The organism is Acinetobacter sp. BY419, assembly GCF_019038395.1.
In the GTDB taxonomy this organism is placed as follows: Bacteria; Pseudomonadota; Gammaproteobacteria; order Pseudomonadales; family Moraxellaceae; genus Acinetobacter.
Genome location: NZ_JAGFXZ010000067.1, coordinates 1 through 2,581, shown reverse-complemented (window position 1 = coordinate 2,581; position 2,581 = coordinate 1). Strand labels below are relative to the sequence as shown.

General features: G+C 40.1%; 3 protein-coding genes. All 3 read left to right on the top strand.

Features of this window, described 5'->3' with window-relative positions; genetic code table 11:
* Positions 1-258 precede the first annotated feature (258 nt).
* Complete coding sequence (gene tig / locus KUG37_RS14540) at positions 259-1,590, top strand: trigger factor (RefSeq protein WP_216938460.1); 1,332 nt, start codon at positions 259-261, stop codon at positions 1,588-1,590.
* Between the two features lie 195 nt (positions 1,591-1,785).
* Positions 1,786-2,391, top strand: coding sequence for an ATP-dependent Clp endopeptidase proteolytic subunit ClpP (clpP, locus tag KUG37_RS14535; RefSeq protein WP_004647427.1), 606 nt, complete (start codon positions 1,786-1,788; stop codon positions 2,389-2,391).
* A gap of 29 nt (positions 2,392-2,420) precedes the next feature.
* Positions 2,421-2,581, top strand: a 161-nt coding sequence (locus tag KUG37_RS14530) for a ClpX C4-type zinc finger protein (RefSeq protein WP_302052342.1), incomplete at its 3' end; no start/stop codon positions are given.

Sequence of the window (2,581 nt, the reverse complement as noted above, 5' to 3'; positions counted from 1 at the left end):
ATTCCCGAACCGAAGAATAAATTAGTATTGTTGCTTAAATAAGAAACTGGATATTAATGATAGTACTTATCATTTGCAATAAAAATATACAATTCCTCCCTTTAAATTGGGTTGACTGAATATTTAAAAAGCGAGCATTTCAAATAAAAAAGGCTTAAAAAGTGGAACTCTCGCGTATTTTTTGTATATCCTTAAAGGTTGTCATATAATGTGGCACGTTTTTATAAACCTGTTATTACCTAATATATAGAGGAAGCCATGCAAGTAACTTCTGAAGCGGTTTCGGGCGTTGCCCGTCGTTTAAATGTTTCTGTACCGACGAGCCGTATTAATGAGCAATTTGAAGCTCGTTTAAAACGCACTGCTAAAACTGCGAAGATCAACGGCTTCCGTCCAGGTAAAGTGCCTGTAAACGTAGTTCGTCGTGAATACGGCGCGGGTATTTACCAAGAAGTAGTAAACGACATTATTCGTGACACAGTATTCGAGGCGATCCAGCAAGAGAAAATCAATGCTGTAGGCATGCCGAACATCGAAAAAACTGAAATGAAAGACGACGCGCTGGTATATACAGCGACTGTTGAAGTTTATCCAGAAATCGAAGTTAAATTCGAAGGTCTGGAAGTTGAACGTAAAGCAGCTGAAGTCAACGATAAAGACGTTGAGAAGATGATTGAAAATCTTCAAAAACAACGTGCTGCCTGGGCTGAAACAAAAGGCATGGCTAAAAAAGACATGCAAGTAACTTTCGACTTCGAAGGTACTGTTGATGGCGAGAAATTTGAAGGCGGCACTGCTGAAGACTTCAAACTTGTACTTGGCTCTGGTCGTATGATCCCTGGCTTCGAAGAAGGCATCATCGGCATGAAGAAAGGCGAAGAGAAAGTAATTGATGTTACTTTCCCTGAAGACTATCAAGCTGAAAACCTTGCTGGTAAACAAGCTCAATTCAAAATCACTGTGAAGCTTGTTGAAAAACAGAAACTTCCAGAAATTGATGCTGAATTCCTGAAAATCTTCGGTGTAACTGAAGAAGAAGGCGTTGAGAAGTTAAAAGCAGACGTTCGTAAAAACATGGAACGTGAAGTGAAAAACGGCCTGCGCAACCAGGTTAAAGGTGCAACTTTTGATGCGCTCGTTGCTGCAAACGAAGTTGAACTTCCAGCTGCAATGCTTGCTCAAGAAATTGACCGTCAACGTCAACAAATGATCCAGCAGTTCACTCAGCAGTTCGGTGCTCAAGGCGCGAAAGCATTTGATTCAAGCATGCTTCCAGATGAATTGTTCAAAGAACAAGCTGAAAAATCTGTAAAACTTGGCGTACTTGTAAGCCGTGTTTTAGCTGATGCGAAGATCGAAGTAGATCCAGCACGTGTTGAAGCGTATATCCAAGACATGGCATCTTCTTATGAAGATCCAAACGAAGTGATCGAATACTTCAAAAACGATACGCAACAACGTCAACAAATCGAAGCTGTTGTACTAGAAGACCAAGTAGTTGATTACATTTTAGCTTCTGCTAAAGTGACTGATGCGACTGTAAGCTATGAAGACTTATTGAAAGAGCAACAAGCTCGTCAACAAGCTTAATTTTAGCTTTCCATAAAAAAGGCGCTCAATGCGCCTTTTTTTTCATATCCAGATCCAAAAAAGTATTTCTGTTTTTCACAAAACTAATGCAAAAAATATGATGGATTTGTTGGCGAATTTTTTGCAATTTCAGTGATTATCCCTCATATTGTGATTATGGGTTAGTTCACAAAAAATTTAGGAATAAATAAACGTATGTATGTTCCAACGATTGAAAACGCTTTGGTGCCAATGGTGGTAGAACAATCCTCTCGTGGTGAGCGTTCTTTTGATATTTATTCACGCCTTTTGCGTGAACGTGTGATTTTTATGACGGGCGAAGTTGAAGACAACATGGCGAACCTTATTGTTGCGCAAATGTTGTTTTTAGAGGCTGAAAATCCAGATAAAGATATCCATTTATATATTAATTCACCAGGTGGTTCTGTGACTGCAGGTATGGCGATTTATGACACCATGCAGTTTATTAAACCTGATGTAGTGACGTACTGTATGGGTCAGGCCGCATCTATGGGTGCATTCCTGCTCAATGCCGGTACTAAAGGTAAGCGTTATTGCCTTGAAAATGCACGCGTGATGATTCACCAGCCACTCGGTGGTTTCCGTGGTCAGGCTTCTGATATTGAAATTCATGCACGTGAAATTCTGTTTATTAAAGAACGTTTAAACCGTTTAATGGCTGAACACAGCGGTCAGGATTACGAGAAAGTTGCACGTGATACAGACCGTGATAACTTTATGACTGCTCAGCAAGCGAAAGAATACGGTCTTGTGGATGAAGTTTTAACTAAACGTCCATAAGTTTTAAAGATTGAGATAGTGGAGTAAATATGTCCGAACATCCTCAAGGACAAAAGCATTGTTCATTTTGCGGTAAAACGCAGTCTGAAGTCGGGAAGCTGATTGCAGGCGAGGACGCATACATTTGTAACGAATGTGTGGACGTATGCTTAGATTTGGTTCAAACCAGTCAGCAGGTGGAAACCAATGA